The organism is Eisenibacter elegans DSM 3317 (assembly GCF_000430505.1).
In the GTDB taxonomy this organism is placed as follows: Bacteria; Bacteroidota; Bacteroidia; order Cytophagales; family Microscillaceae; genus Eisenibacter; species Eisenibacter elegans.
Genome location: NZ_AUMD01000021.1, coordinates 134540 through 158053 on the forward strand (window position 1 = coordinate 134540; position 23514 = coordinate 158053).

Here is a 23514-nt window from a genome sequence, read left to right on the forward strand (position 1 = left end):
ATTACAATATTACACCGTTGTAGCTTCTAAGCTACCGCTATGAGAGGAATGCTGCGCCTTGTGGCTTTGTGCGTATGGCTATTGATACAAACTGATGCTGTGCTTGCCCAAACTTTTGCCCCCAATTCTGTTTTATCTGAGGGGCAATGGCTCAAGATAGCTATTGTAGAAGAAGGGCTGTACAAAATTTCCGGTCAGTGGCTGCGCCAACAAGGTTGGACGCAAGGCATCTCCCCTTCACAACTACACCTCTATAGCGCCGGCAACGGGATGTTGCCCCAACGCAATAGTGCTCCCCGCATTGACGACCTTCAACCGGTAGCCATTTGGCTCAACAATCCACAAGCTCCTGCTTTTCAAGAGCAAGATTTTTTCTTGTTTTATGCCCAAGGCGCACACCAAGTGCGGATTGATACGGCTAATCAGCTTTTCTTGCCCGAAACCAACCTCTATGCGGATACCAATTATTATTTCCTAACACTTCACGATCATTCGTCCTTGCAGGCGCGGCTTCAACCCCAAGCAGATTTGGGGGCTGCCAGCGTGGTATTTGAGCACTTTGATGACTACTGGCATCACGAGCAGGAGCGGGTATCTTTGCTGCTTTCAGGCAGGCAGTGGTATGGCGAGACTTTCAACGACAATACCTTACACACCTTCAACATCAATACAGAAGGCTTATTGCCCAATAGCCCGCTTAAGCTCCGTATACAGGCAGTAGGCGGCGGTACCCAAAGCGCTACCTTGAGCATCCGCGCCAACAATACCGACATTGGGCAGCTGGGGTTTCCGATCTTGCCCCAACAACGTTATGACCCCAAGGTACAGGAGGTATTACGAACTTTTGACTTTGCAGCCAATACCGTAGGCAATCCCGGCGCTATCCGGCTAGATGTGCGCTATAACCGCCAAGGTAACAATAATTTAGCCTATCTTGATTATCTGACACTACAAATACAGCGGCGCTTGGCTTATTATAATAGCCCAACGGTATTTCGTACTTTTGAGTCGTTGCAATACCCTACCGCAGCCTATCGTATTGCACAGACACAGGCCGGGGCAGTGGTCTGGGATATCAGCAACCCCTTGCAGCCCAAACTACAAAACAAGCGGTTTGAGAATGGGCAGACAGTTTTTGCCGTGGCTACCGCAGGGTTGTTGCGTTCCTTTTTGGTCTTTCAGGGAGAGAACTTCCCCCCCCCTATAGCAGCGCAACGCATCAATAACCAAAACTTGCACGCATCTCCTACCCCCAACTTGCTCATTATCACACACCCTAGCTTGCAGGCAGAAGCCGAACAACTGGCGGCTTTCCGACGCAATCACGACGGGCTTAATGTGCTGGTGGTCAATACGGTGCAAGTGTATCACGAATTTTCGGGCGGCAGACCTGACCTCACAGCGCTGCGTGACTTTATTCGAATGTTGTATACACGACAGCCCGAGCAACTACGCTATGTGCTGCTCTTTGGCGCAGCCTCTGTAGACTACAAAAACCGACTACCTAACAACAGCAATCTGGTGCCGATTTATGAGTCGAGGGAGTCGATACACCCTATTTTCAGCTATGCTTCGGATGACTATTTTGGCTTTCTGGAGCCGGAAGAGGGGGAATGGGTAGAAAATTTCGGAGGAGACCATACCCTAGAGGTGGGCATTGGCCGCCTACCTGCCCGCACGCCCACACAGGCCGCAGGGATGGTTCAAAAGCTGATTCGTTACAGCCAGAGTAATGCCCAACAATGGGGGAATTGGCGCAGCCTGCTGACTTTTGTGGCCGATGATGGCGATTTTAATATCCATCAACTAGATGCAGAACAACTCAGCCAACAAGTGCTCAACAATGCTCCGGCATACAAACCATTGAAAAAATTTCTGGATGCGTTTCCCCGTGAGTTGGGTGGCGCAGGCGCAACCAGCCCTAAGCTGACAGAAAGCTTGTTGGAGCGTATCGACAAAGGCAGCCTTATTGTCAACTATACCGGCCACGGTGCCGAGACTGGATGGGCAGAGGAAGACATTATGAATGCCGGACACTGGCAAAATCTACGCAACACACGCCTGCCCTTGGTCGTAACGGCAACCTGTGAGTTTGGGCGCTACGATAACCCTACCCTTACCTCTGGCGCACAACTGGCCATACTCAACCCGTTGGGAGGTGCCATTGGGCTAATTACGACGACAAGACCAGTGTTTTCGAGCACTAATTTTGCCCTTAATCAAGCTTTTTACCAAGTTATTTTCCAAGCCAATGCTGCCGGTCAACCGCCCAGATTGGGAGAAGTAATGCGCCTGACCAAGAACGCCGCACTCAGAGGGGCGGTCAATCGGAACTTCTCGCTACTCGGAGACCCTTCTATGCGCCTCAACTATCCCAAACACCAAACAACATTGACCCAGATTTCGGCAGATACCCTACGGGCTTTGCAAGAAATTAGGCTGCAAGGGGAAGTACGCGACACTCAAGGGCAACGACTCAGTACTTTCAACGGGCTTGCCCTAGTTACCCTACACGACAAACCGCTCACCCGCCGCACCCTAGGAGTGGGCGCTCCTGCGATGAATTTTCAGGAGGTAGACAACCCTTTGTTTCGAGGACAAGTACGGGTGGTGAATGGACAGTATGAGGCAGCTTTCATTATCCCCCAAAATATCAATTATCAATTGGGCGAGGGCAACTTGAGGGTATATGCTTATGACAGCCTTGCCGCTACCGATGCTCACGGAATCAACACCTTGGTGGTAGGAGGTAGCGCTCCCTTAGGAACCCCCGACCGTACACCGCCCACAATTCGGATGTGGATCAATGATGAAAGCTTTGTGTCTGGGCAGGCTATCGAGGGTGACCGCCCTGTGTTGGGCGCAGCCCTGAGCGACGAGAGCGGCATCAATATCTCTACTGCGGGGCTTAATAATGCCATCCGGGCACGCCTTCGCTATCCCGATGGGCGGGTTCGCGAATGGATACTGAACGAGGAATATGTGGCCGATTTGGACACCTACCAATCGGGGCGACTCCGCTTTGCACTCCCCCGACTCGAAGCCGGTACCTATCAGCTCAGCCTTGAGGCTTGGGATGTGTGGAACAATAGCACGGAGGAGCAGCTGAGCTTTGTGGTCAATCCAATCTTGCGGATAGGCATCTCCTTGGCCGATATTTATCCCAACCCAATGAGCGAAAATGCCACCTTGCGCATCCGACACGACCAAGCCGGCGAAGATCTCAGCCTAACCCTACAGTTGGTAGATAACCAAGGGCGCTTGGTACAGACTTGGGACTTGGAGCTTCTCGCTGCTCCAGAAACAATCCTGCTTCCTTGGGATGGGCGCGATAGCAAGGGAATGAAAATACACAACGGCACATACATCTGCCGGGTATGGTTGCGTTCTAAGCTCAGACAGATTGAGGGCAGACAAAGTATCAAAATATTGGTTGCCCGATGACCTCGTCAAACGAACGCAAGGACTGGTAAAAACACCTCACTGAAATTAGTAAACAAGCGTACTATTTTGTGATAATTCTGTCTATCTTTGCGCGAAGCCTATTTGATAATATCCACTTGCAATGATGTTGAAAAAAATTTCGCTATTGGCAGCCTTACTAATATGTAGTACGGGCGGCTTATTTGCTCAAAATCCAGCTTTGTTGGGACAAGATACTACCCGTAGGGTTATCAACACCTCCCTTCCTTTTTTGAACATAGCACCTGATGCCCGCTCTGCCGGTATGGGCGATATGGGTGTGGCGATGTCGCCAGATGCCAATACTACCCACTGGAACGCATCTAAAGTAGCTTTTCTAAAGAATAAATTTGGATTTGCGTTCTCTTACAGCCCTTGGTTACAGCGGTTTGTAGGGGATATGTCGCTTTCTTATTTGTCGGGCTATTACAAAATCGACGAGCTACAAGGGCTTTCTTCTTCGCTACGCTATTTCAACTTGGGGAATTTCAGCTTCACAGATGACATAGGCAATCCCATCCGTGATTTTACTCCACGCGAGTTTGCCTTTGATGTGTCTTATGCCCGCAAGCTGTCTGAGCGGCTTAGCGTTGGGGTAACGGCACGCTACTTGCACTCCAACCTGACGGCAGACCTGATCCTGTCGAACCAAACCGAAACCCGTGCGGTCAACTCGGCTTCTTTTGACCTGTCGATGTTCTATCAATCAGAGGCACTGGACTTTATGGGGCTAAACTCTTCTTTTGCCTTTGGTGCCAATTTGTCTAACTTAGGCCCTAAGGTGTCTTATTCTAATGCCAATGAGGCTGATTTTATCCCAACCAATTTGCGGGTAGGTTTTGCTTCTACCACCTACCTCGACGATTACAACAAGTTTACCTTCGGGATGGACTTCAACAAGCTACTAGTGCCTACTCCGCCACAGATAGATGGCCAAGGCAATATCATCAGTGGCCGCAATCCGCGAGATGTGGGTGTAATTCAGGGGATGGCTTCGGGCTTGTTCCAAGCGCCTGGAGGCTTCCGCGAAAAGATGCAAGAAGTCAGCATTGCTACCGGGGTAGAGTATTGGTACAACGACCTGATAGCTGCGCGCATTGGTTATTTTTATGAAAACGAAAATAAAGGCAACCGCCGTTACTTCACTATCGGCCTAGGGATGCGCTACAACCTCTTTGGTTTGGATGTGGCCTATCTGCTGCCACAAAACCAAAACAACCCCTTGGCCGAAACTTTGCGCTTTACCCTGTTGTTTGACTTCAAGAACGACTAAACGCAAAGCCTTCCATAAACACTGGCGATTGCCGGAAAGTCGGGTGGTGTTTGGGATATTCCCAAGCACTGCCCTTATTTTTTTATGCCAAATCAATGTCTCTATGTTGCTAGACCGAAGTAAAGCTCCTGATTTTCAGGTAATAGAAAATATATCGCCCCAAGAGGCGGTAGCCGAAACCCTGCCCAATGGGCTGAAGTTACATCATCTGAGCGCTGGTGTGCAGCCGGTGTGTTATCTGGAGTTGATGTTTGAAGCTGGCACAACCCACGCACAGAGCACCATTATCCCGTCGTTGACTTTCAAAATGTTGGCCGAAGGCACACAAAAACGCAGCGCGGGGCAAATTAGCGAATATATGGATAATCTGGGGGCTTTTTGGGAAGTACGCAACACAGCTACTTATAGTAGCTTGGTAGTGTATGCCCCTACCAAACACCTAGCCGCTGTGTTGACCTTGTTTTTGGAGTTGGTAGAGCAACCCAGCTTTCCTGAAGAAAGCCTACATACCCTCAAACAAGTAACCAAACAAGGGATTTTGAATGGCTTGCAGAAAACAGCCTATGTAGCCTCTAAGGGGATTAGAGAAGCAACTCTCGGGGCAACCCACCCAGTAGCACTGACGGCCACGCCGGAGGAGGTAGACCAAATAGGGATGGCCGAACTCGAAGCGTTTTATCAGACCCATATCCGAGGACAAGTATTTGAGGTATTTGTAGCGGGTGCTTTAGCCCCCGAGCATCTCCAGTACCTCCGCAACTGCTTGGGAGCCTTACACTTCGGCGCAGCCAAGCCCGTTACGCAGTTGCCATTGGCACAACCAACAACAGACCAACAAATATTTTTGCCACACGAAGCCAAGCTACAAAGCTCCATCCGAGTAGGGCGGGTGATGTTCCCCAAAAACGACCCCAACTTCTTTAAAGTACTTATCACCAACGAGTTGTTTGGAGGGTACTTTGGCTCGCGATTGATGAAAAACATTCGAGAAGACAAAGGGTACACCTACGGTATCTCTTCCCAATTTAGCAGTATTCCCAAAGGGGAAAGCCTATGGATAATCGGCACGGATGTGAAGGCAGAGTTTGCTGCGCAGACACTGGCCGAAATCAACGGCGAAATCAGGAAACTGCAAGAAGAACCTGTAGCAACAGCCGAACTAGAGCTTGTGCGGAACTATATGCGTGGTGCTTTTGCCGGCAGTATCAACAGCCCTTTTGAGCTGATGAACAAGTACAAAGGAATATACCTCTTTGGGTTGGATTATTCATTTTTCAAAAGCTATTTTGAAGCCATCGCGACTATCAGCCCGGACGAAATACAACAGGTAATGCAACAATACTTCGACCCAAAGATGTTGCACACCGTGGTAGCAGGCGCAGCATCACCTTTTCAGGACTGATACGCTTGGTGGTAAAAAAAATAAGAATTGTTTGTACCTTTGGTCAACAATAGCTCTTTTGCAAGAGCTTATCATTACACTTTTAAGTCTCCACGATTATGGCATACAACCTCTTGAAAGGCAAGCGCGGGATTATCTCTGGTGCGCTCGACCAAAACTCTATCGCTTGGAAAATCGCCCTTCGCGCCAAAGAAGAAGGGGCAAGCTTTACCCTAACCAATGCCCCGGTGGCTCTGCGCCTAGGAACATTGCAGACCTTGGGCGAGCAATGTGAAGCGCCTATCATCGCTGCCGATGCAACCAGCGTAGACGACCTGACCAAGCTCTACCAAGAATCAATGGATGTACTGGGCGGTAAAATCGACTTTGTGTTACACGCTATCGGAATGAGCCCCAATGTGCGCAAAGGACGGGATTATGGAGATTTGAACTATGACTGGTTTTTGAAAAGCATCGATATCTCGGCGCTTTCATTCCACAAAATGCTCCAAACTGCCGAAAAACTCGATGCGCTCAACGACTACGCCTCTGTAGTAGGGCTGTCATACATTGCTGCACAACGTACCTTCGACAGCTACTCGGATATGGCCCAGGCCAAGGCTGTGTTGGAGTCTATCGCCCGCAGCTATGGGGCACGCTTGGGCAAGACCAAGAAAGTACGTGTAAATACCGTCTCTCAATCACCTACCCAAACTACTGCCGGCACTGGCATCGACGGCTTCGACGTGTTTTTTGATTATGCTGACGCAATGTCGCCCTTGGGCAATGCGACTGCCGAAGAATGTGCCGATTATGTCATCACGTTGTTCTCTGATCTGACCCGTAAGGTAACGATGCAAAACCTCTTCCACGATGGAGGCTTCTCGTGTTCAGGCATTACCGACGAAATTATTGAGAGGCTCAAACCCAAACAATAAGCCCTCAACACTAGCCAATTCCCTTGTTACACTGCGTAGCAAGGGATTTTTTGTGCTATTAGCTTGCAAATACTACCAAAACTTACTAATTTCGGAAGCCTTGAATGAGCCAAGCCCCATACTCTTGTACCCTGCCACAAATCCACAACCAAAACTGTGGATTTGATGAGTACAAAATCTTGGCTTTGTAGCAAACAAGGTCTTTCATAACTCTGAAGCTAGGGCTTCGGATTTATTTTGCCCAAAATGTCGGGCAGTACACCAAGACCTCCACAAATACCGACACCTTTTTGCTTTTCCTATTTTTGATTTTTTTGAGATATGACCAACGCCAAAACTACCCATATACCTGTCGAAACTAACGGCAAGACCCGTACCCAACCCGCCAGCAGCCGCAGCCGAACAAGTACACTTATCAATAAGAGTAACTACATCAGCCGCGATTTGAGCTGGTTGCAGTTCAACGATCGGGTGCTTGACCAAGCCCGAACACCCTCCCGTACTATCTTTGAAAGGCTGAAGTTTTTGGCCATTACGGCCTCCAACTTGGACGAGTTTTTTATGATTCGTGTAGGAAGCCTTTACAACTATATCGACTACAGTAAGGAGCGGGTCGATTATTCGGGGTTGCGCGAGCGGCCATTCAAAAAAATCTTGTTTGAAGCCATTCAAGCCTTTACCAAAACACAACATCAGTGTTTTCAACAAGAGCTATTGCCCGAATTCAGTAAAAACGGCCTACAAATAGCCAAAGTCAGTGAGCTACGCCCCGAAGAGCAAGCCCAAGTAGCCAATTATTTTATGTATACGCTCTTCCCGATGCTTACCCCGATGGCATATGACAATTATCGCAGCTTCCCGCTGTTGATGAACAAGCTGATGTGTTTTGGGGTCGTTACCAAAGGCAGCTCCGTAGACAAAGAGGAGGAGCGCCTCTCCTTTGTGCAAATTCCCCAAAATTTGCCGCGTTTTTATGAAATCGACAGGGAAGACACCCTTGTCTTCGTTCCGATAGAGGAAATCATCCGTACACACATCGACAAGCTCTATCGTAACATCGAAATCTTACAACTCTCGCTCTTCCGCATCACCCGCAACGGCGACATTACCCTAGAAGAAAGCGACGACATAGAGCAGGACTTCATAGATGAAATCAAGATTAAGCTCAAAACCCGAAAAACCGGACGTGCCGTCCGGATAGAGGTAGAGAGAGGCTTCTCCGAGCGCACCATCCGCACATTGCGCAAGCGCTGGGGGTTGGAAGAAGATAATATCTTCGTAACGGATAGCCTGCTTGACTACACAGGGCTGTTCCAAATAGCCCTACACGATGAGTTCAGAGACCGCATCCCAAGTATCAGTCCTAGTGTGGCTCCGGTGGGGATGAATGAGCCGGATGTAGATATCTTTGAGCTTATCAAAAAACAGGACTTGCTCTTACATCACCCCTTCAACAGCTTCGAGCCGGTATTGGAGCTGTTAGAAGCCGCCGCCGAAGACGAGGATGTATTGGCAATCAAAATCACTATCTATCGCCTTTCCAAAAACTCCCGCGTGTCTACAGCCTTGCTCAAGGCCGCTGAAAATGGCAAACACGTATCGGTGTTGTTTGAGCTAAAGGCTAGGTTTGACGAAGAAAATAATATCCGCGAGGCCGAACGCCTACAAAAAGCCGGCTGCTTTGTGATTTATGGCTTCAATCGCTATAAAACACACACCAAGCTGATGCTGATTGTTCGTAAGGAAGACAACCAAGTGGTGCGTTATGTACATATGTCTAGCGGCAACTACAACGAATCTACCGCCCGACTGTATACTGATATTGGGCTGCTAAGTGCGAGGGAGGGCTATGGGCAAGATATTTCGGAGTTTTTCAATGTCATCACAGGGCATTCCCAGCCTTTGGGCTACCGCAATCTCATTACATCGCCCAACACGATGCGCGATGCGCTGATAGCGCTCTTGAGGCGCGAAGCCGAAAATGCAGCTAAAGGACTGGCCTGTGGCGTGGTGATTAAAATCAACTCACTTGAAGACCAGCGCATTATCGACGAGCTGTATTTGGCCTCTCAGGCAGGGGTGCCTATCAAGTTGATTGTTAGGGGAATATGTTGCTTGCGTCCACAACGAAAAGGGCTGAGCGAAAACATCGAGGTCATCTCTTTGGTGGGAGATTTGTTGGAACATAGCCGTATTTATTACTTCCATAACAACGGCAAACCGCAAGTATATGGAGGGAGTGCCGATGCGATGGTACGCAGCTTTGACCGCCGGATAGAATCGTTGTTCCTGATTACGGATGAGTCTGTCTTGTCTCAAATCATTACTATCTTAGACATCAACCTTAAGGATAATGTCAATGGCTATGTGATGCAGGAGGATGGCAGCTATGTGCACAAAGTGCCAGCGGCGGGAGAGGTGTTGGTCAATCTACACGAAGCTTTTTTTGATATGCAGGGTTTGCTCCAACAGCCTACCCAGCTTTTTATGGATAAAAAAACGCGCTAGTGATGTAGGCACTGACGCGTGTCAAGGGTTCCTTCAGGATAGTTTTGCAAGCCCTATTCTGAAGGAGATACACCAAAGTAGGGGTAAACACCAAAATCAACGAACATCTTATATACCCGATGGAAAGTAGTTTGGGAAATTGATACATCAAAAATTAATGGTAATCAAGCAAATACTAGTCAGTGTACATACCTTTCAAACAAACATAAACCTATGGTCAATTTATTCAAAACTCGCCAAATCAGGGATGCAATCAATGCTAAGCCCGAAGAAGTTCAGGAGATTATAAACGCTTCCGAATATGGTATTTGCATTACCAATGCATCAGGCAACTTCGCCTATGTCAATGACAAATACACCGAGATTTATGGATATAGCCGGGAAGAGTTAGTAGGCCAACACTTTTTGATGGTTGTACCTGAGGAATCCAAAGAGCACCTCAATGACTTACACGAGGATTTTATTGCCTCTCAGAGAGAAATATCGCGTAGTTGGGTAGTGCTCAACAAGGCCGGCAAGCGGATGCGAATCACGGTAGATGCGCGTTTTTCGGATAAGCTGAACAAACAGCCTCACAAAATCACTTTTGTTGAACTGCTCGAAATACTGGACTAAACACACCACTGGACACTTCTCAAATCCCACTGTGGGCTAAGTCTTATTTTACCCCAAAATGAGGCCTTGGCTTATCTCGGAGCTCCGGCTTCGAGATATTGTTCCAAAAATGCCCGGCAGGGTGTGGACTGAGCTAGGCCATCGCCTCGACAAGACTCCGATTGCTGTGTTTTTTGCTTCAAGATACTTTCCATTTAGCCCTGTAATAGGGCTGTTGGTAGGGTAAGAATAGTTATTGAGCCAAAAAATACCACTATATCCTTGTTTTGTATAGTTTTGTGTGTTGGGGTGCTGAGCAACAGCACCTCGGTTGATTGATTTTACAAACCATATCACTTTTATGCAATACACAAAACGCTACCCGCTATATCTGTTGCTCTGGCTATGGCTGGGCTTGAGTGCCTTCGTAGGCTATGCCCAAACGGAAGAGTTTTTGCCTCAAGAGCATTATAACAAACAGGAGGTCTATATTACCATGCGCGATGGGGTGAAGCTCTTCACCGCCATTTATACGCCCAAAGACATTAGCAAAACCAACAAATACCCTATCCTGATGCAGCGTACTTGCTACAGTGTAGGGCCTTATGGAGTGGAAAACTTTCCGAAGCGTTTGGGGCCTTCTGAAACGCTGATGCGCGAAAAGTATATCTTCGTCTATCAGGATGTGCGTGGCAGGTTTATGTCTGAAGGCGAGTTTGACAATATGCGCCCACAACTGGAACAAGGCGTAAAACACCCCAAGAACGCCATTGATGAGAGCACCGATACCCACGATACCATCGACTGGCTGGTCAAAAATGTACCCCACAACAACGGCAACGTAGGCCAGTGGGGCATCTCATACCCAGGATTTTATAGTGCTGTAGGTACTTTGGCTAACCACCCCGCCCTCAAGGCTTCGTCGCCACAGGCACCCATTGCCGATTTTTATTTTGACGATTTCCACCACCACGGCGCTTATTTCTTGAGTTATTTTTTGGCTACCCCCGTGTTTGGCTATCAGAAAACAGCCCCTACTGACAAGCCTTGGTACCAAATGGTACGCCCTGAAACCCGCGACGGCTATCAGTTTTACCTCGATATGGGGCCGCTCAGCAATGCGAGCAAATATTATGGAGAGGACAACATCTTCTGGAAGCAACTCTCCGAACATCCCGATTATGACGGGTTTTGGCAGAAGCGTAACCTGCTTCCACACCTCAAAAACGTAAAGCACGCCGTGATGACCGTCGGCGGATGGTTTGATGCCGAAGACCTCTACGGTCCGCTCAACATCTACAAAACCCTAGAGCGCAACAACCCGGGCATCAACAATACTATCGTAATGGGCCCTTGGAGCCACGGCGATTGGGCGCGCAACAGCGGAGACCAAGTCATCAACCACATTTCTTTTGGCAAAAACATCTCGAAGTTTTACCAAGAAGAAATCGAAGCGCCGTTTTTCCGCTACCACCTCAAAGGCGGCGATACCCCCAAGCTACCCGAAGCCTACCTTTTCGATACCGGACGCAAAGAATGGGCTAAGTTTGATCAATGGCCGCTGCCACAAGCACAAAAAACAGCCTTTTACTTCCACCCCAAGGGAAAACTCAGCACCCAAGCCCCTAACAATGCCGAGGGTGTATCGACCTTCGTAAGCGACCCCGACAAGCCCGTTCCTTATACCGAGGACATCAAGATTGTGTTTACCCCACGACAGTATATGACCGGCGACCAACGCTTTGCTGCCCGCCGCCCTGATGTGCTGGTGTTCCAAACCGAGCCCTTGACAGAGGACCTCACCATTGCCGGGGAGATTATGGCCAAGCTTAAGGTAGCCATCACGGGTACGGATGCCGACTGGGTCGTAAAACTTATCGATGTATACCCTGACGACACGCCTAACGATGAGTTTACCCCAAAACACAAGCAGCTCAGCGGTTACCAACAAATGGTGCGCAGCGAGGTAATCCGTGGGCGCTATCGCAACAGCTACGAAAAGCCCGAACCCTTTACGCCCAACCAAGTAACCGACATCAACCTTCCACTGCAAGATGTGTTACACACCTTCAAAAAAGGCCATCGACTGATGATTCAGGTGCAAAGTACTTGGTTTCCCCTCATCGACCGCAACCCACAGAAGTATGTCGACAACATCTTCAAAGCCAAAGAAGAGGACTTTATCAAAGCTACCCACAGCGTGTTTCACAACAAAGTACATAGCTCTCTCATCGAGCTGCCTGTATTGAAATAAAATCTTCAAACGCTCTAAAGGTTCTAAATCTTTAGAGCGTTTCGTATAAAAAATCAGGTCTTTTCGAAGCTTTGGCATAAATCCCTACCGACAGACTTGTAAACCTATCGGCAGGGATATTTTTCAATAGAGTTGCGCTATCCATTCTGCGCTCCAAAAGGATGGAGTGTTTATAGAGCATCAGTGCGTTGAAAGTGCGCTCTTTACGGAGTTGATTAGCTGGGGTTGTTCAACTCAAACTGAATTTACTCAGGGTTTACGACCAGCTCTATTCGGTTATCTTGAAATACTTGTTTTGCCAAGGCTTGTAAGTCCTCTTTTTTCAGTTCGTCGATATAGCTCGGGTATGCCTTTAGGTCGCTCAGAGGGAGTTTGTGTTGGAACATATCGCTCAATGCATTTACCCAAAACTGGTTGCGTTGTTGGTTGGTTTCCCAATCGCGTTTTAGGGTTTCGGTAACCTTAGTCATATCTTTCTCGCTGATTTGGCCTTGTTGAATCTTAGCGATTTCGGCAAAAACAGCCTCTCGTAAGGTATTGACGTTCTCGGGCGCACAAGGGAAGCTGACCACTACCGTATACGATGGGTTGGGTGAGGCTGTTAGGCTGGCATTGGCTCCTGTACCATACACACCGCCAATCTCTTCGCGGAGTTGCTCGATAAGTTTGTTGGTGAGTAGCGAGCCTAGTGCGCTCAGTTTCAAGATATTTTGCGTGGAATAGGGCATACTCCCACCATAGGCGATACCGACATAGCTTTTGGGATCACTTCCTTTTTGGAGGGTTTGGCTTAGCGGTTGGGTAGTAAAGCGCAGCCCTAGGTCTTTGGGAGCTTCTTTGCGGTTGCTTACGGGCAGAGAGGCTAGGTACTGTACGCTCAATTCCCGCAGTTGGGTTTCATCTACATTACCAGCTACCACTACCGTCATCTTTGAAGCATCGCAGAGGCGGTTTTTGTAGACTTCAAAGGCTGTTTGTGCCTGAAGACTGTTGAGTATTTCGACCGAAGGCAACACGATAGGCGCACGGGGATGGTCTTGGTAAAAGAGCTTGTTCAGCTCTACTAGGAAGTAGAATTGCGTATTTGCGCCTAGATTTTGAACTATCCCCGCTGTTTTGTCACGCCAAGTATTGAATGCTTGTTCGCTATAGCGCGGGTTGGTAATGTATAGATGCAGGAGTTGTAAGGCCGTTTCGAGGTCAGTAGGATTGGTGCTGACATTAATCCCTTGATTGGTGGTGGTGATAAAAGGGGTTACACGGGCATTTTTACCACTGAGCATTTTTTGTAGGTCTGTATTATCAAATTCTGCTATGCCACCTTCGGCGACAATACTTGTAGCAAAAAAAGCGTGGCGTTGTTGCTCTTCGGTCAATACAGAGTAGCCGCCGGGGGTGTAGGCATATACCAATATTTCGTCATCTTTGAACTTGGTAGGCTTTACAATGACTTCTACACCGTTAGAAAGCACCCAATGTTGTACACCTGGCAACTCTGATAGATTCTTGGTTTTCTTAATGCTTCCGGGCTTGGGTAGCGCCGTCATTAGCTTGTCTGCCAGTACTTTATCCTGATAAGGCTCCACACGGTTGATATCTACCTGTTTGATAATTTTTTGTATATCCTCTTCGGTAGGAATCTCAAGTTCTTCTTTTTCGGGAGCTGTAACGATAATCACACGGTTTTCTTTGCTAATCAGGCTTTGAGCCAAACTATTGAGCATAGATAATTCGAGGTTTGGCAGCTGTTCTTGGACGAAAGCATACATAAACTCTGCGCCCGGGATAGGTTGCTGAGTTAAGAAATGTTGTATATACTGATTGACCAATCGCGCTGATTCGGTGGTGTTGCGGTCTTTGTAGGCTTTTTCGTAGCGTTGAAGCACCACTTTCTGAGCACGGACAAGCTCTCCCTCCGTGAAGCCGTGGATACGGGCGCGTTTGGCCTCTTCGAGTAAAATCTTGAGCGCTTCGCGTACTTTACTTTCATTGGTAGCCGAAAACAACTGAAAAACACTGCTTTCGCGCCCTAGGCTACCATCTCCGGCAGAGGCAGATACTAGTGGTGTACCTTCTTTCTGCATCCATTCGCTGAGGCGGGCGTTGAGCATTTGTGAGACCAACTCCACGGCCAAGTCATTGCGTAGGTCGTCCAAGGTTTGTGTTGGTTTGAGCGGGTGTTTGTAGTACAGGCGCACTGTCGTAAAGTTAGCCTCCTTGTCTTTGGCTACTTTTACTAGTGTTTCGGCATGGCCGGGTACTTCAAATACGGTACGTTCGCGTGGATTTTGTTTTGTAGGAATAGCGCCAAATTGCGCCTTTATTTGCGCCTCCATCTGGTCGAGGTCAATATCACCTACGGCCATAATGGCCATCAAATCGGGGCGATACCAATCGTTATAATATCTGCGGATGGCCTCGTGTTTGAAGTTTTTGATTAGTTCTACATCCCCGATGGGCAGTCTTTCAGGATAGCGCGAACCGTAATATAACACAGGCAAGTACTGGCGCATCATCCGCTCTTCGCCACCAAGGCGCGAACGCCATTCTTCTACAATCACGCCACGCTCTTTGTCTATTTCTTCGCCTTCAAAGCTGACAAGATGCGCCCAGTCTTCCAATATTTGCAGACCTTGTTGCACAATCTCAGGCTTGTCTGTGGGAATGGGGAGAATATAGACCGTTTCGTCGAAGCTGGTGTAGGCGTTGAGGTCTGCCCCAAAGGCTACCCCTACCGACTGTAAGTAGCTGACAATTTCGTTTTTGGCGAAGTTCTTAGTACCGTTAAAACACATATGCTCTACAAAGTGTGCCAAGCCGAGCTGATCTTCGTCTTCGAGCAGAGAACCTGCATTGACGGCCAGACGTAGCTCGACCCGCTTCTCAGGGCGGCTGTTTTGGCGTAGATAATATTTCATCCCATTGGGGAGGATGCCGATGCGCAGTTGAGGATCTAGGGGGATTGCTGTTTGATTTTGAGCTGATAAGCTGCTGGTAAGGCATAGCCACAAGCAAGCCAACAACCCCGCAATACGCCAAGGAGTAAGAGACTTATTCATAAGAGGAATGGGTTTAAGTAATGGGTATTCCCAAATATAGAAACTTTTCACTAATATTTACTTGATTTGAGGACGCACTGTGTTTGATTTAGGGGTTATTCAATAAATAAATCAGGGATTATTCCACATCATTAGACATTTTTGGTCTTTGTTGTGGTTATGTTGACTCCCTCTTCTTGATGCATATTCAACCGCAAAGGGCACAGCGCATACGCAAAGTAACATCCATATTTTAGGCTTTTTAGAAAAGGTCTAGTGGCGTGAGAAAAGATTTAATAACCTAGGATTGGGTATAGAGATTCTCTCCCCTCCGAGGTGAATTAGGGGCTTAAATCCTGAAAAATTGCTTTAGGGGCAGGGTTTGTAAACTTATTGCAAAGCATTTGTGCCAAAGTGTTTTCTTAAAAAAACCTTACTTTACCTATAACCAATACCTAACTTTGACGCATATGTTAGGATTAGCATATTACACCCTAACATAATATTACACCCTAACATAATTGTATATGGAAACCTTATATGAGGATAGTTTTGTATTGATACAACAAGATTTGTCTCAAAACTTGTTGGTAGACACTTGGTCGGGAGATAGCGAGAGGCTCGACTCGGAGACGTTCAAACAAATTCTCCTAACTTGGAAAGGCTTGATGCTCGAACATCAGGTGGCGTTTGCCCTGACGGATACGCGTCATTTCCGCTTGCCAATGACTCCTGAACTGCAAGAGTGGACAATTGAGCACATTACCAAGGAGCTAGCTGCTAGCAGATATTATCGCAAACACGCTTTTTTGATGCCCGAAGAATTTATTGCCGGCTTGGCTATCGAGCAATTTACCCAAGACACCAATGCCGCTGCCGGAGATACACACTTTTTTAGCAGTCTAGACAAAGCCAAAACTTGGTTGCTTGCTTAAAAATGAAGACTACTACAGTATGGATGCAAATGTTACCCGTACTTGGATAATCACTGACTATGACCACGAGGCCTTTGTGCAGACCTTTGCGTATGAGTCTTAGCCTAGCCGCCCATCATCTCGCGTAGGTTGGCCTCAAAATCGTCGTCGTCATCATCATCGCCAAAATCATCTTCATCAAAGCTATCAGAATCAAAATCATCTTTTCCGAAGGCGCTAGGGTCAAATTCGGGGGGGTTATTGGGAGGCGATGCCATTGCTACGGGCTCATCGGCCAAGTAATCGCTAAGGTCATCGTCATCCGCTGCATAGGCGTTCTTTTCTTCGAGTGGCATCTGTGCGAACACTGGCGGTGGAGGCGGGGGCGCTGCACTGCTGCGCTCTACGGTTTCGGTCTGTACGCCGCCTAAATCTTGCAGAGAAGCTTCTACCCGCTCCATAATGGGAGCCATGAGGTCTTGGGCTACGGGGAAGTAAGGGGTAAGGTCTTGGGCAAACTGATGCAAATGCGAAGTTTGCAGCCAAATGCTGCCCGTTCCGGCCATAGGCACTAAAATGGTTTGAGCTTGGCCATAGAGAGTCGTCAGGCGGCGCGCACGGCTCAAGTCCATACTGATAGAAGGCTCATAGGCAATCACATTGGCCAAATTGACTTCGATGACATCATCGTTGAGCAGCTTTTCGACCATTACGCCATTGCCATATACAAAGGCAGTGCCTTGGCCTTGTAGTTTTTCGAGCACAAACCCGTGTTTGTCGTAGGCGTTGAGCGCGACATCGAGGTCATCATAATGACTCAAGACCGCCTCTGCCGAGGCGCAAAGAAAGGCTCCGCGCTGAAAAAGCAGGGTTTGCTCGTGTAGCTCTTCGAGGTCAATACGGACAATCCTACCCATTCGTGGAGCAACAAAGGCCACTGTCCGCAGGTACTCGCTGTTGTTTTGAAAGCGTGTGAGATAAAAATACGGCTTTTCTGTAGGTGGGGGGGGCTGTGATGGCGGCGGGATATCCTCCTCTTCCTCCAATATGTCGTCTTCCTCATCCTCCCAAGGGGGTAGGTCTGGTGGGAGTGTGTCTTCTGACTCAAACTCTATCTTTCGTCCACGCACCCAGCTTTTGAGCGCCCAGAAGGCTTTTTCAATCAATGGGGGATTATAATCGTCTTCTTCTTCCTTGGGTGCGGGGGCATCGCTCCAGTCGTCGTCATCGTCCTCCTCCTCAAAAACCGCCTCTGGCGGCGGTGGGGGCGGAGCTTGTTTGGGCATATAATCTGAGAGCCTAATGGCTTGTGTTTGGATGGCCACCTCTTCATCGAGGTACAATAAAGCTCGGGCATCGCCCTGAAGGGCGCGGCCGGGTTCGAGTTTGATTTCAAGAATCTGCTTGAAATACTCATCAATGACTCGATATGTGAGAGAGGTTTGGCTCATCAGAATAGCAAGTACGTCATTTTTCGTCGAATTTGCACATCAATGGGAGGGCTTTCGCAAAAATGTGCCCTCATCTACTATCTATAGCTGCTGAAAAGACATTGCCCCAAGGCTGCTAAGCTGCAACCTTGGGGCAATTTGTGGGGGGCGGATGCCAGTTTGCGGGCGTATACCCAATCAAAACTGCTTTGGACTTAAAATCCGTCATCTCCGCTTTCGCCTGAGTACAGCGCACGGAACTTGCTCATAAATGCATCTTTTCGGTCGCTTCCGGCAGGCTGTAGCGAAAACTGCCCGTCTTTGGCTTTCTTGGTTTGTCGCGCATCAATGTCTTTGTTGAAGGCCTCATTAGAAGAGACCGCAAAGAGCACGTTGTTGTCCATCTCGAAGAAGTACCAAGAGTTGGCAGATATTTCGACATATACCGAGAAGCCGTCGCTGCTACCAGACCCTTTTCGGATTTCGACTGCACCCGTTACGGGGGTGTTGACGATTTTGTTGCCCACACTGAAGAGCATAAAGTTTCCTTTGCTATAGAAAGTACGGAACTCGTCGTTCCAGTGTAGCTGTACTCCGCTGATGTTGAGAGGTGAAATCAGGCTGGGCAACATTTCCATTGGCTGTACTGGGCGGCGTTTTTTCTCGGCAAAGTAGCGCTTCATCTCTCGGTCGCCGGCGATTTCGGCCAAGTTATGTGTCATAGTACCGGCTTCTTCGATATTGTAAGGGTTTTCGGGCTTTTGTAACAATACCTCTTCTACCATCTTACTCACAGAAGTAGGAGGAACAGGGGCTTTTAGGGCGATGAAGCTATCGAATTGGTAGGTTTCCTTTTCGGGATTGTATTTGCATACGCCCACAGTCTGGAGGTGCGGGGAGTGAATAGAATCTAGGAGGCGGAATGGCCCTTCCATAATCAGTTCACCGGTAATGTCATTGAAGAGCAGTTCACTGCCTACATAGCTCAGTCGGGCGCGGTAGCTCACCGGAGCCAGCTGGAAAATACCGGTGTTGGGGTTGGCTGTCAATTCTCCGCTAGCCAAGAAGACATCCCTATCGGAGTTAGATTCCATTGGCGAGATGAAGGTACTGTATAGCTCATTGGCAGCATTGAAATGCAAGCCGGCAGTTAAGATTTGGCCGGCGGCTGGGGTTTTCTCACGGAATGGCAGCTGGGTGTCGCCAGAGCTACGTTTGTAAGGAATCCAGCTATTAAATCCGGCTCCACTCTTCAAGTCCATTTTGATGTACCCATCGAGCGCCAAGTTTTTGTCATTGGCAAACATATACACCTTGCCATAATAGAGAATCCCGGTAGTGATATAGATGGGGGCTTCTTCGCTGACATAACCCTGCGAAACGGTGATGCGTCTTTTGCCGTCTAGGGCTGCAAAGGAGGTATAGTTTCCAGAGATTTCATCATCAGGAACAGCATCAGGGTCATCAGGATCTACTGGATCATCCGAGCCGTCGGGGTTTTTCTTGTTGTCTTTTTCCCGCTCTTTGGTCGACTTCTTGTCTTCTTTTTCTTGTTCAAATGCGGCTTTTCCGTCTAAGAAAGCCTGTTTTTTTCTCCCTTTCTTGTCATCGGTTTCGGTATCGTTGAGGGTGAGTACGTTTTCAAACTGTTTTTTCTCGGCCTGTACCTGGGCTGCGTCTAAGAGTCGGAAGTCATCGAACTTGATGTTGTAGATAGTACTGTCTACCTTGTTGTTGAAGGCATAGGTAGCATTGCCTTCGAAATCAATTCGGGAGTTGATTTTGATACGCCCATCAAAGAGGTTGTGGTATTGGTTAAGGGTATCAATGACGAGCTTGGCATTGCGTAGGGTTTCGATATCGGCCTCTCCTCTTACGACCACCCTGCCCGAATCGGGGAGGATACGCGCATCGGCAGAGGTGATATAGGGAACCCCTTCGATGATAAGTCGTCGTTCTTGGGTGTTGTAGTGTGCTTCGGAGCCATTGAATCGGACATCACGCCCGTCATACGATTCGCCGCCATACTTGGTAGAGGCAAAGATAGAGGTGCTATCGCCCTGCATATCAATCATATTGGTGGCTGTATTCCAGCGGGCTTCTTGGATATTGGTTTGGAACTTGGCATAAGGGAAGCTAAAGGCCAGATAGTTGATATTGCGAACCTCTTCCGAAGGCTGTGAGTAAGCAAATCCTTGGCGTAGACTCATATTGAGGTCTACAAAGTTGCCTTTGAGTAGTTCGGGATTATTGACATAAAACGATTGGTCGGTACTACGGGGGTCTCGTTTGGCAGAATTGACCTTAAATTCGAGTTGTGTTCCTACTAGGCTATCTATTCCCAACATATAAGGATCCATTCCCATCGCAATCATCTCAAAATCACTTCTTACGGCACTACCATAGCCATACAAGCCGGTAGATTTGACAATCAGCGTGCCATAGAGTGTCATCATCTCAAAGTTGTCGGCACCATCATTGCCATAGACTTCAAACAAGCGGCTAGAGTATTCGATTTCGTAGCGGTCTTCGCCCAAGAAACCATCGATATATTCTCGATTGTCAATCATCAGACTGTCATCGAGCACAGCCCAAGCCATTTTGGCTCGTTCGCCTATGGCCATCGGGAAAGAGGCCTTTTTGGAGCCTATTTTTTCGGCTCGGTCTACCTTAAACTCTACCTCATCAGCGTATACATATTTGGGCAAAAAGAGGTATCGTTTGCCGATGGTATTCTCGACCTTGGTACTGAGGAAAGTAATCAGGCCGGAAGAGAACATCCCTTCTTTGTTCATCACAATAGGTTCGTTGAAGCGAATATGTGCGCCCTCGACGCGGCTTTCTTCCGGGTATTTGCTCAGAATGTCTTGATGTAGTTCTTCGACCCTTCCCGGCGAGTTTTGAATCATATCTTGAGGAATGCCTAGGTCGTGGGTGGCAATCCATTCTTTTACGTAACCACGCTCGGGGTAGAGGTCATAGCCCTCGGGGGGTGGGTGGTGTGTAAAGCCCATTTGGCCGCCAGTGCCGGGCAAGCCAACCAACGTTTCTTTGAAGGGCGGAAAAATATTACAGCTCATAATTCCGGGGAAGCGTGGTTCCTTGATGTAGAGGCTGTCTAGTTTTACTTCGGGCATAATGAATTTCACCCGGGTAGAGTCATAAGCGCCATCTTGGCGTGTTTCTAGCGCAAAGTTCATAAAGCCACCTCCGGGGATGTTGAGCTTGGGATAGGTGGCAAAAAACTCTCCGGGCATTTGGTCGCTTTCCCCTTGTTTCAGCCCCGATTTGTTGGTGGGCAGGTTGATTTGCATCGTTCCGGCTTCGTCATAAACTATTTCGGAACCGAAGTACTGCGGCTCAGGCTGTCTGGTAACGGGGTTGTATACGATGTTGCCGTTTTCGTCTGTAGCCGGGATGATGTTGCCGGTGCTGTCGCGCATAATGAAGAGGATGTCTTCAATTTCGGGCATATCCAATACAAACTCCTCGTAGTTGAAGGTAAACATCCTTCCTCTGAAGCGCATATCGCCGATTTTGGCTTCGCCTGCCTCCATAAAAATGGTTCGGTTTGAGAATATCTGTACTTCGTTGTTGGCCGGCACGAGATAAACCCCCAGCTCGTGGCTGATGGGGAATTCTTTGACCCCCCGCACCAACAAGTTGCTCCCGCCCAGAATCATACTGGCATTGGGAATCCAATTGATGGTTACGGACTCGTTGCCGAGGCTGTCATAAACAGCCTGATTGCCCACACGTACCCGCGACTGGATGCGTAGGTCGTCATAGTCATAGTTATAATAAATATCGCGTTCGCCCGGGGTCTGGAAGCCCAGCTGTGGTTGGTAAGTAGGGCGACCATTGATGTCTCCTACTACATTTTGGGCATTGACATCTTTGGCGGTATAATAAAACTTATCCGCATCTACATAATGCACCAGTTTGTAACCGAGGGTGATTTTGTGCCTTTTGGTCCATTCGTCCGTTTCGGTTTTGGGATTCCAACGCTGGTATTCGTCTTCTTCTATCTCTAGTGCGCCTTTCAGGCGCAAGTCTGTTGCCACACCCAAAAGGACATTGGGGTCCTGTTTGTAGTCTTCGGCCATCTCCTCCAGATAGAAGGGGTCGTACATACTATAGGAAATCCCCTCTCTGATGAGTTTGCGGGCATAATTATGAAAAATCTTGTAAGGGTTGAAATCATAAATACTAGAGGCATAGGTGTATACATCTGGGTCATAGAAATCAAAAGACTCAAAAGTTACGGGCAGCAAGCTATCGGTGAGGGTAGTCAAGAAAAAATTGAGGCTATCATTGGTCATATCATAGCTGAGCAGGTCTACATCCATCAAAAACTTATGGTCGGTATTGATAAAGGGAGTTTCTTGAAAGACACTGTTCTTGTTGCGTATCAGCTCTATGCGCGACTTATCGATATGGTATACCAAGTCTACCGATGTATGGAACACCGAGTCTGCCCCACCATAAAAGTAGATGGAGAACTTTGTGTTTTTGGCAGTTACGCGTGTTTGCTCGAAGATAAACTCGCGCCCTCGCACATTGAAGAGTGGCTCGCCGCCACGCTCTGCGTAAAGTGTCGAGAGGCCGCGCTCACGTGCACCCACACCTTTGATACCCTGTAGGGCAAAGCCCCCTTGGTAGCTTACATATTCTCCTAGGCCAGTGATGCGGACATCTTCGTCTGACTGAAACTTGGGATAATCAGCCACCGTAAGGGTATCTATAATCACCCGTTTGGTTTTACCGTCTACTTTGATATTTCGGTATACATACTCTTTTTTGCGGTCTTTGGAGATAAAGTCAAAGCTGCCTGTAATCCCCCCGCTAAAATAGCTTCCATTGCTGAGTTGTGCGTCTTTGCTGTGGATAGCGGCTTTTCCGGCTTCCAGCACAAAATCTCCCAAGGAGCAGGTAATCTGCCCTGTCGAAAGGTTGGGGTACTCGCGTTTGAAGCCAACTTGTGTTTTGCCCTCTTCGTTTTTATGCTTGGTACTGACATAGAGGTTGGCCCAGTCGAAGCTTCCTCCATTGCCGATAAAGTTATGACTGAGCATTTTGTAATCGCCAGAAGTACTGGAGACAAAGCTAGAGTCGAAAGGCGACACCAAGGCTAGGTCTACCCGGCTTACCTGCAGTATGGGCTCATCTTCGTAGCGAATATTGTAAGAGCCTTGCGCAAGGTAGACCTTGTTGTAGGAGCTGTAATAGAGCGCTTGGTGGGCGTAGAAGTGGTAGAGTTGTACAAAAAACTCCTCTGTTGTCTTGGTATTGATATTGGTCTGCAACATCGACAAACAAGCATCGAGCAGATTACCCAACTGAGAGCTGTTGAGAATAGACTGCTCGGTGCCTTCGATTAGGGCTGCATAAAAATGTTTGTATGCACTGTTGAAATCACACTGTTTTTGCAACAACTCATTAGAAATCTGGATGACTTTTTGTTGTGCGGGCTGTCCCATACCGCTCCATACCTGCCCAAACCGCTCCGACAGGGCGGCACCATCTGTGGCATTGTATTTGACCATCAGTTGACCTACAAGGGCAATGAATTTTTCGGTGCTATCAGGAGCGGTTTTCGTATAGCGTTGCGCTTGCAGCGGCGCTACAGTCAGCAGGAGGCTGCCGCAGATGCCCCACAAAAGCATCCATAAACGAGTTTTTGAAAACATAGCCATAAGTATTTTTTTAAGCAGTTGAGTAG

11 protein-coding genes are annotated in these 23514 nt (G+C 48.2%); 8 read left to right on the plus strand and 3 right to left on the minus strand.

The annotated features are described in order from the left end of the window. Positions 1-39 precede the first annotated feature (39 nt). The 7 genes from porU (at position 40) to G499_RS0109445 (ending at position 12410) form a co-directional block, all read left to right on the plus strand. A complete protein-coding gene (porU, locus tag G499_RS19425) occupies positions 40-3444 on the plus strand; it encodes a type IX secretion system sortase PorU (RefSeq protein WP_081413732.1) in 3405 nt (1134 codons plus the stop codon). A 121-nt stretch (positions 3445-3565) separates the two neighbouring features. Beyond that, entirely contained in the window at positions 3566-4735 is a 1170-nt protein-coding gene (gene porV, locus G499_RS0109415) for a type IX secretion system outer membrane channel protein PorV (protein WP_035727091.1), read from the plus strand. Positions 4736-4838: 103 nt separating this feature from the next. Continuing rightward, on the plus strand, positions 4839-6137 hold the full coding sequence (locus G499_RS0109420) for a M16 family metallopeptidase (RefSeq protein WP_026999735.1): 1299 nt from the start codon (positions 4839-4841) through the stop codon (positions 6135-6137). A gap of 98 nt (positions 6138-6235) precedes the next feature. Then, the gene (locus G499_RS0109425) at positions 6236-7054 is read left to right on the plus strand and encodes an enoyl-ACP reductase FabI (RefSeq protein ID WP_026999736.1); all 819 of its coding nucleotides are present in this window, start codon (positions 6236-6238) and stop codon (positions 7052-7054) included. A gap of 321 nt (positions 7055-7375) precedes the next feature. Then, complete coding sequence (ppk1, locus tag G499_RS19430; protein WP_081413734.1) at positions 7376-9562, plus strand: polyphosphate kinase 1; 2187 nt, start codon at positions 7376-7378, stop codon at positions 9560-9562. Positions 9563-9775: 213 nt separating this feature from the next. Further along, entirely contained in the window at positions 9776-10177 is a 402-nt protein-coding gene (locus tag G499_RS0109440) for a PAS domain-containing protein (RefSeq protein ID WP_026999737.1), read from the plus strand. Between the two features lie 340 nt (positions 10178-10517). After that, positions 10518-12410 (plus strand): CocE/NonD family hydrolase, encoded by a 1893-nt coding sequence (locus tag G499_RS0109445; RefSeq protein ID WP_035727094.1) that lies wholly within the window; start codon positions 10518-10520, stop codon positions 12408-12410. 245 nt (positions 12411-12655) lie between these two features. Here G499_RS0109445 and G499_RS0109450 read toward each other — a convergent pair whose 3' ends face one another. After that, positions 12656-15469 carry a M16 family metallopeptidase gene (locus G499_RS0109450; RefSeq protein WP_035727097.1) on the minus strand — a complete coding sequence of 938 codons (2814 nt, stop codon included), beginning with the start codon at positions 15467-15469 and terminating at the stop codon, positions 12656-12658. Positions 15470-15975: 506 nt separating this feature from the next. Here G499_RS0109450 and G499_RS0109455 point away from each other — a divergent pair. Then, the gene (locus G499_RS0109455; RefSeq protein WP_026999740.1) at positions 15976-16383 is read left to right on the plus strand and encodes a hypothetical protein; all 408 of its coding nucleotides are present in this window, start codon (positions 15976-15978) and stop codon (positions 16381-16383) included. 104 nt (positions 16384-16487) lie between these two features. Here the strand turns inward: G499_RS0109455 and G499_RS0109465 are convergent, their stop codons facing one another. Next, positions 16488-17813: an AIM24 family protein gene (locus G499_RS0109465; protein WP_026999741.1), complete on the minus strand. Its 1326-nt coding sequence runs from the start codon at positions 17811-17813 to the stop codon at positions 16488-16490. Positions 17814-18007: 194 nt separating this feature from the next. Next, positions 18008-23488 (minus strand): hypothetical protein, encoded by a 5481-nt coding sequence (locus G499_RS0109470; RefSeq protein ID WP_161627726.1) that lies wholly within the window; start codon positions 23486-23488, stop codon positions 18008-18010. Positions 23489-23514: the final 26 nt, after the last annotated feature.